We start from the raw sequence: 7,082 nt of genomic DNA on the forward strand, positions 1-7,082 counted from the left end.
CCCCCCGGTCGACCGACGCCCCCGCCCCTCGAACGGTTGAGCGACATTCGGTAATACCTCGGCAAAAACCCCGCCCATCGGAATGGGAATGTCTCCCTCCGGTGTTGCCGCCCTTGGAGGGTGTCCCACGCCCTCCGTCCGGCATGCCCGCTGCAAGGAGGAACGCCACGTGAGCCAGTACGTCAGCAGGCTCCAGCGTCGCTCCCAGGCCGCCGTGCCCCACCGGCTGCGCCTGCACCGCCGCCCCCGCCGTGTCGCCATGCTCTCCGTGCACACCTCCCCGCTCCACCAGCCCGGCACCGGCGACGCCGGCGGCATGAACGTCTACATCGTGGAGCTCGCGCAGCGCCTCGCCGCGATCAACATCGAGGTCGAGATCTTCACGCGCGCGACGACCGGCGGCCTCCCGCCCACCGTCGAGATGGCCCCCGGCGTCCTGGTCCGCCACGTCGACGCGGGCCCTTACGAGGGCCTCAACAAGGAGGACCTCCCCGCCCAGCTCTGCGCCTTCACGCACGGCGTGATGCAGGCGTGGGCCGGCCACCGCCCCGGCCACTACGACCTGGTCCACTCGCACTACTGGCTCTCCGGCCACGTCGGCTGGCTCGCCGCCCAGCGCTGGGGGACCCCGCTGGTGCACGCCATGCACACCATGGCCAAGGTCAAGAACGCCAACCTCGCCGACGGCGACACCCCCGAGCCCGCCGCCCGCGTCATCGGCGAGACCCAGATCGTCGCCGCCGCCGACCGCCTCATCGCGAACACCGCCGAGGAGCGCGAGGAACTCGTGCACCACTACGCCGCCGACCCCGCCAAGGTCGCCGTCGTGCACCCCGGTGTGAACCTCGACCGCTTCCGCCCGGCGGACGGCCGGGCGGCGGCCCGCGCCCGGCTCGGTCTGCCGCAGGACGCCCTGATCCCCCTCTTCGCGGGCCGCATCCAGCCGCTGAAGGCCCCGGACGTCCTCCTGCGTGCCGTGGCGGTCCTGCTCGACCAGCGCCCCGACCTGCGCTCCCGCATCCTCGTGCCGGTCGTCGGCGGCCTCAGCGGCAGCGGCCTCGCCAAGCCGGAGGGCCTGCAGAAGCTGGCCTCCCGACTCGGCATCGCGGATGTCGTACGGTTCCAGCCGCCCGTCGGCCAGGAGCAGCTCGCCGACTGGTTCCGGGCCGCTTCCGTGCTGGTCATGCCCTCCTACAGCGAGTCCTTCGGCCTGGTCGCCATAGAGGCCCAGGCGGCCGGCACCCCGGTGCTCGCGGCGGCGGTCGGCGGGCTGCCGGTGGCCGTGGCCCACGAACGGACCGGGTTCCTCGTACGGGGACACGATCCGGCCGCCTACGCGCGCGTGCTGGGCGACTTCGCCGACAACCCCGCGCTCACGGCCCGCATGGGCGAGGCGGCCGCCCGGCACGCCCGGTCCTTCGGCTGGGACACCGCGGCCGCGGCGACGGCGGACGTGTACGTGGCCGCGGCACAGTCGTACCGGCGTCACGTACGCTCGCTGCATGGCTGACGAAGAGAAGGCAGCGCAGGTCATCGAGGGCGTCCTCAAGGACACCGAGGTCGAGTGGGAGAGCCCCGCACCCGGCAACTACGTCGTGCAACTCCCCGGCACCCGCAAGCTGAAGACGACCGTCTCCCTCCTCGTCGGCCGCCACTCCCTGTCGCTGAACGCCTTCGTCATCCGCCACCCCGACGAGAACGAACCCGCCGTCCACCGCTGGCTCCTGGAGCGCAACCTCAAGCTGTACGGCGTGAGTTACGCCGTCGACCGGCTCGGCGACGTCTACGTCACCGCCAAGCTCCCCCTCTCCGCGGTCACCCCCGACGAGGTCGACCGCCTCCTCGGCCAGGTCCTGGAGGCGGCCGACGGCAGCTTCAACACCCTGCTGGAGCTGGGTTTCGCCAGCGCGATCCGCAAGGAGTACGAGTGGCGGGTGGCCCGGGGCGAGTCCACGCGCAACCTGGACGCGTTCGCGCACCTGACCCGGCGCGCGGAGGACTGACCCCGGGTCGTCTCCGGGTCGTCCCCGGGTTGTCTCCGTCCCTCGGCGCCTAGCGGCGCGGCAGTGAGCCGGAGGGCTGCGGCTCGCTGGTCGGCTCGTGGCCCGGGCCGGGGTCCTCGGGTGCGGTCGGCTTGTCGAGCTGGTCCGCGAAAGCCCGTAGCGCGTCGGCGAGTTCCTTCTTGGTCGGCAGCTCGTCGACCTTCCTGTCGAGCTCGGCGATACGCCGGTTGAGCTCCTCCAGCTCGCTCGGCGTGGTGGGCCCCTCGGTGGGCTCCTCGGTCGGCTCTTCCGTGGGCTCGTCGGGAGACGTGGAGGTGGGGCTGGGGTCGACGCCCCCGGCGGTGCCGCCGCTGCCGCCCACCGTGCCGCCGTCACCGCCTCCGCCGTCCGTGCCCGCATCCGGCGGGAGGGTCTCCGACACACTCGTTCCGGCGGCGGGCTCGTCGTCCGAGCTCGCTGCGATGGCGCCGCCCACACTGAGGGCGACCAGCGCGGCCGCCCCCGCGACGGCCACGGAAAGACGTCTGAACGGCAAGGAGTTCTGTCTGTCATCCATGCCGTGACGCTAACCCGCGCCGATCACCGGACGGACGCCTTTCGTGGATCTCCCGGCACTGGTCCGGTAGCGCCCCGGCGTCACCCCCACCAACCGCTTGAAGTGCCGGGTGAGATGGGCCTGGTCGTGGAATCCGGTGAGCGCGGCGACCTCGGCGGGCCCCTGTCCCGCGAGCAGCAGACGCCGGGCCCGGTCGACCCGCCGCGAGGTCAGGTACTGGTGCGGCGCGATGCCGTACGCGGCACTGAACGACCGTACGAGATGCGCCGGATGGGCCTGTACGACCCCCGCCGCCTCCTCCAGCGACAGCCCCTCCACGACCCGCTCGTCGAGGAGTTCGCGCAGCCGGCGGGCGAGGGCGGGGTCGCGGCGCGCGGGCCCGTCGTGGGACGGCGGCCGCAGCAGGGACCGGAGCCGGTCGCCGATGAGCGTCAGCCTGCTCTCCGCCTCGAACTCCTCCCCGGGCCTGGCCAGCGCGGTGTGCAGCTGCCCCACCCGCCGCCGCAGCACGGGATCGCGCAGGTCCGGTCCGTCGACGGCGGCCCCGATGAGCTCGTCGCCGAGATGGGTGCGGTCGAGGTAGAGGACCCGCTTGCGGAAGCCGTCGGGCGTGGCGGGCGAGCCGTTGTGCGGGACGTGCGGCGGCAGCAGCGACACGGTGTCGTCCGGCGTGCCGTGCTCATGCCGGTCGAGGTCGTACCGTACGGCGCCGTCGTCCACGATGAGCAGCGTCCACGCCTCGTGCACGTGCATCGGGTAGGCGTACTCGGTGAAACGGGCGTGGAAGACCTCGGTGACGCCCGGGACGGCGGGTCGCCACGCGGTGACTTCCTGCGCGGGCATGGTCGGTGCCGCCATGCAAAGAACGTACAAGACGAGGCCGTACGACGCCCGCCAGTCTCAGCGTATGAACGATGAACCCATCCGCTTCGACACCAAGATCGCCGTCCTGCTGCGCGAGGACCTGGAGACCTGGCAGCGCCTGAACGTCACCGCGTTCCTCGTCAGCGGCCTGGGCACGCAGGCCCCCGAGGTGGTCGGCGAGCCGTACGAGGACGCCGACGGTGTGCCCTACCTGCCGATGTTCCGGCAGCCCGTGCTGGTCTTCGAGGGCACGAAGGAGACGCTGAAGGCGGCCCACGCGCGCGTGCTGTCCCGTTCGCTCCCGCGCGCGCTCTTCACGGGCGACCTGTTCTCGACGGGCAACGACCGGGACAACCGCGCGGCCGTACGGGCGGTGGCGACGGAGGAGCTGGACCTGGTGGGCCTCGCGGTGTACGGCCCGCGCAACGCCGTGGACAAGGTGCTCAAGGGCGCGCGGATGCACCCCTGAGCGCTGCTCAAGCCGCCCCGGCCTCGGCGGGCGCGGGCTGCTCGGACACGACGGTCGCGCCGGCCGTCTCCCGGGACAGGTGGCGCATCAGGGCGGCGTAGCCCACCGCCGCCACCGTCCCGACCACCGCGCACAGCCCCCACAGCCACTCCGCCCCGAACCGGTCGATGACGAATCCGGACATCAGGGGCGCCACCAGGGCGGCGACCGACCAGGACAGCGTGTACATGCCCTGGTAGCGGCCACGGCCGTGGGTGGGGGAGAGGCGGACGACGAGCCCGGTCTGGGTGGGCGCGTTGATCATCTCGCCCAGGGTCCACACGCACACGGTGACGGCGAACAGGCCGACGGACCCGGCGAAGGCGGTGAGCCCGAAGCCGTATCCCGCGAGCAGGGACGACACGACGAGGAGCCGCTGCGGGTCCCGGTCCTGGATGAACCGGGTCACCGGGATCTGGAGCGCGACGATGAGGACGCCGTTGAGGGCGATGGCCAGGCCGTAGTCGGCGGGCGTGAACCCGGCTTCGCCCATCGCGACCGGCAGCCCGATCGAACCCTGCTGGAAGATCACGGCGACCAGGAAGGACAGCCCTACGACGCTCATGAACCGCCCGTCGCGCAGGACGGTGCCGAGGCGGACATCGTCGACGGCCTTTTCGGCGTGCTGGGCGACGGGCCGGGACTCGGGCAGCCTGAGGAAGACGACGACCGCGCAGACGGCGGTCATCCCGGCCTCGATCAGGAAGCCCGCGAGATAGCTGTACTCGGCGATGAACCCGGCGCCCATGGAGGAGACGGCGAAGCCGAGGTTGATGGCCCAGTAGTTGAGGGAGAAGGCCCGCACCCGGTCCTCGGGCCGCACGATGTCGGCCATCATCGCCTGCACGGCCGGGCGGGAGGCGTTGGAGGTCATGCCGACGAGGAACGCGACGGCGGCGATGGCGACGGGGTGGTGCATGAAGCCGAGCAGCGCCACGGAGCCGGCGGTGGCGGACTGCGCGACGAGGAGGGTGGGCCGCCGCCCCAGCCGGTCGGTCATCACCCCGGCGCCGATGGACGACACGACCCCGCCCAGCCCGTGCAGCGAGGCGACGAGACCGGCGTAGGAGGCGGAGTAGCCGCGGTCGAGGGTGAGGTAGAGGGCCATGAAGGTGGCGACGAAGGCACCCAGGCGGTTGACGAGGGTGCTGGTCCACAGCCACCAGAACTCGCGCGGCAACCCGGAGACGGTCTCGCGGGTGGCACGTCTCAGGGCGGCGAGTGGCATGGCGGGTCCCCCACGGTGGCTCTACGTAAGTAAGTGGCTCTGACGGCAGGCACAACTTACGAAGGCGAGGCCGGGGCGGGCCACCCAATTAACAGATCCCGTCAACCGTCCGTCTGTCGAGCGGGCACCACCGCGACCGAAGGCGTGGATTACGCTCATACGCATGGCCGACGCACCGTACAAGCTGATCCTCCTCCGCCACGGCGAGAGCGAATGGAACGCGAAGAACCTGTTCACCGGCTGGGTGGACGTCAACCTCAACGAGAAGGGCGAGAAGGAGGCAGTCCGCGGCGGCGAACTCCTGAAGGACGCCGACCTCCTGCCCGACGTGGTCCACACGTCCCTCCAGAAGCGCGCGATCCGCACCGCCCAGCTCGCCCTGGAGTCCGCGGACCGCCACTGGATCCCGGTCCACCGCTCCTGGCGCCTGAACGAACGCCACTACGGCGCCCTCCAGGGCAAGGACAAGGCCCAGACCCTCGCGGAGTTCGGCGAGGAGCAGTTCATGCTGTGGCGCCGCTCCTACGACACCCCGCCGCCGCCCCTTGAGGACGGCACGGAGTTCTCCCAGTCGGACGACCCCCGCTACGCCACGATTCCCCCGGAGCTCCGCCCCCGCACGGAGTGCCTGAAGGACGTCGTCGTCCGCATGCTCCCGTACTGGTACGACGGCATCGTCCCCGACCTGCTCGCCGGCCGCACGGTCCTGGTCGCGGCCCACGGCAACAGCCTCCGCGCCCTGGTCAAGCACCTGGACGGCATCTCCGACGCCGACATCGCGGGCCTGAACATCCCGACGGGCATCCCCCTGTACTACGAACTCGACGCGTCCTTCAACCCGGTGACCCCCGGCGGCAAGTACCTCGACCCGGAGGCAGCGGCGGCAGCCATCGAGGCGGTCAAGAACCAGGGCAAGAAGAAGTAGGGTTTGTGATCATGCCCCTGACCTGCGCGTACCGCGCGGGTCAGGGGTTTTGTGCTGTTCGGGCCACTAGCGGCTGCGCTGCTGGGCATCCCAGTTCTGCTGTTGCCAGAACAGGGTGAGGAACAGGGCCAAGAGGAGGTCGGGGGACAGTTCGTCCCCGTCGCCGGGGAGGTGGGCGCGGATGGGGCGGCTGCCGAGGCGGTCGTAGGAGATCTCGAGTGGGCCCACGGTCCGGACGCGGCTGACGCCTCTGTCGTGGCTGAGTTCGTAGGGGCCGAGGCGCAGCAGCCGGCTGCCGAACCTGCTGTGCTCGCAACTCCACCGGCCGACGGTGAGCGGCAGGGCGGACCATCTGCGGTAGGTGATCTCGATACCGGCCACGGACCGCAGGCTCGTGCTGAACCGCTGGTACTCGAGCGGCCAGGAACCGAGGGCACGCGGTGTGCCGTCCAGCCACTCCCGCGGACCGTACGTGACTTCCACACCACCGATGCTGCGCAGCAGCCCTCTTCGGTAGGTCAGCTCGATGTCCATGCCGTACCTCGCACCGGCGTGACGGCGACGGTTCTCATGGTCGCCCTCGCCGCCGCGGGACACCAGGCGCCCGGCCCGCCCGCGCGGCCGTCACACGGAAAACGGCACCGCGTGGATCTCGTCCGCCTTGTGACCCGCCCGTTCGTGTATCCGCTGGACCGCCTCCGGGGACGGGGCCTCCGAGAGGCAGTACACGACGCCGGACTCCGGGTCCGCCCAGGCGCGCTCGAAGTGCACGCCCTCTTCCTTCTCTATGGCGAGGTCGGCCTGGTGGGCCTCCATCAACTCGTCGGCCGTGATGCCCTGCATCCCACGGTGTACGTCCATGAACCGCGCCATGGTCTCCACCTCCCTGCCTTCCCCGAGCCGCACGGTCACCTCTCTCCCATGCTCCCCCTCCCCACCCGCCCGGTCGAGCCGGGACGCCGAGGGGCCCCGGGTCGTCCCGGGGCCCCTCGATTTCG

Annotated in this window: 9 protein-coding genes; 4 read left to right on the forward strand and 5 right to left on the reverse strand. The window is 71.5% G+C overall.

Features of this window, described 5'->3' with window-relative positions; translation table 11 throughout:
- Positions 1–169 precede the first annotated feature (169 nt).
- Positions 170–1,510: a D-inositol-3-phosphate glycosyltransferase gene (gene mshA, locus AOJ26_RS39870; RefSeq protein ID WP_053853226.1), complete on the forward strand. Its 1,341-nt coding sequence runs from the start codon at positions 170–172 to the stop codon at positions 1,508–1,510.
- Entirely contained in the window at positions 1,503–2,003 is a 501-nt protein-coding gene (locus AOJ26_RS39875; protein ID WP_053853227.1) for a YbjN domain-containing protein, read from the forward strand. The genes mshA and AOJ26_RS39875 overlap by 8 nt, the downstream gene beginning before the upstream one ends.
- Before the next feature lie 49 nt (positions 2,004–2,052).
- Here AOJ26_RS39875 and AOJ26_RS39880 read toward each other — a convergent pair whose 3' ends face one another.
- Both AOJ26_RS39880 and AOJ26_RS39885 read right to left on the reverse strand, forming a co-directional pair.
- On the reverse strand, positions 2,053–2,559 hold the full coding sequence (locus AOJ26_RS39880) for a hypothetical protein (protein ID WP_179200431.1): 507 nt from the start codon (positions 2,557–2,559) through the stop codon (positions 2,053–2,055).
- Between the two features lie 9 nt (positions 2,560–2,568).
- Complete coding sequence (locus tag AOJ26_RS39885; protein WP_053853229.1) at positions 2,569–3,417, reverse strand: helix-turn-helix transcriptional regulator; 849 nt, start codon at positions 3,415–3,417, stop codon at positions 2,569–2,571.
- Between the two features lie 49 nt (positions 3,418–3,466).
- Between AOJ26_RS39885 and AOJ26_RS39890 the strand changes: the two genes are divergently transcribed.
- Entirely contained in the window at positions 3,467–3,892 is a 426-nt protein-coding gene (locus AOJ26_RS39890) for a DUF2000 domain-containing protein (RefSeq protein ID WP_053853230.1), read from the forward strand.
- Positions 3,893–3,899: 7 nt separating this feature from the next.
- Here AOJ26_RS39890 and AOJ26_RS39895 read toward each other — a convergent pair whose 3' ends face one another.
- On the reverse strand, positions 3,900–5,159 hold the full coding sequence (locus tag AOJ26_RS39895) for an MDR family MFS transporter (protein ID WP_053853231.1): 1,260 nt from the start codon (positions 5,157–5,159) through the stop codon (positions 3,900–3,902).
- Positions 5,160–5,322: 163 nt separating this feature from the next.
- Here AOJ26_RS39895 and AOJ26_RS39900 point away from each other — a divergent pair, with 163 nt between their 5' ends.
- Positions 5,323–6,084 carry a phosphoglyceromutase gene (locus AOJ26_RS39900; protein WP_031056517.1) on the forward strand — a complete coding sequence of 254 codons (762 nt, stop codon included), beginning with the start codon at positions 5,323–5,325 and terminating at the stop codon, positions 6,082–6,084.
- 66 nt (positions 6,085–6,150) lie between these two features.
- Here the strand turns inward: AOJ26_RS39900 and AOJ26_RS39905 are convergent, their stop codons facing one another.
- Positions 6,151–6,618: a hypothetical protein gene (locus tag AOJ26_RS39905; RefSeq protein ID WP_053853232.1), complete on the reverse strand. Its 468-nt coding sequence runs from the start codon at positions 6,616–6,618 to the stop codon at positions 6,151–6,153.
- Between the two features lie 90 nt (positions 6,619–6,708).
- Entirely contained in the window at positions 6,709–6,957 is a 249-nt protein-coding gene (locus AOJ26_RS39910) for an SCO4226 family nickel-binding protein (RefSeq protein WP_053853233.1), read from the reverse strand.
- Positions 6,958–7,082 lie beyond the last annotated feature (125 nt).

It is taken from the genome of Streptomyces sp. NRRL B-24085, from assembly GCF_001282115.1.
Taxonomy (GTDB): domain Bacteria; phylum Actinomycetota; class Actinomycetes; order Streptomycetales; family Streptomycetaceae; genus Streptomyces.

Coding starts and splice junctions, on each gene's coding strand:
- AOJ26_RS39875 (WP_053853227.1), top strand. CDS start 1,503: ATGGCTGACGAAGAGAAGGCAGCGCAGGTCATCGAGGGCGTCCTCAAG.
- AOJ26_RS39880 (WP_179200431.1), bottom strand. CDS start 2,559: ATGGATGACAGACAGAACTCCTTGCCGTTCAGACGTCTTTCCGTGGCC.
- AOJ26_RS39885 (WP_053853229.1), bottom strand. CDS start 3,417: ATGGCGGCACCGACCATGCCCGCGCAGGAAGTCACCGCGTGGCGACCC.
- AOJ26_RS39890 (WP_053853230.1), top strand. CDS start 3,467: ATGAACGATGAACCCATCCGCTTCGACACCAAGATCGCCGTCCTGCTG.
- AOJ26_RS39895 (WP_053853231.1), bottom strand. CDS start 5,159: ATGCCACTCGCCGCCCTGAGACGTGCCACCCGCGAGACCGTCTCCGGG.
- AOJ26_RS39900 (WP_031056517.1), top strand. CDS start 5,323: ATGGCCGACGCACCGTACAAGCTGATCCTCCTCCGCCACGGCGAGAGC.
- AOJ26_RS39905 (WP_053853232.1), bottom strand. CDS start 6,618: ATGGACATCGAGCTGACCTACCGAAGAGGGCTGCTGCGCAGCATCGGT.
- AOJ26_RS39910 (WP_053853233.1), bottom strand. CDS start 6,957: ATGGCGCGGTTCATGGACGTACACCGTGGGATGCAGGGCATCACGGCC.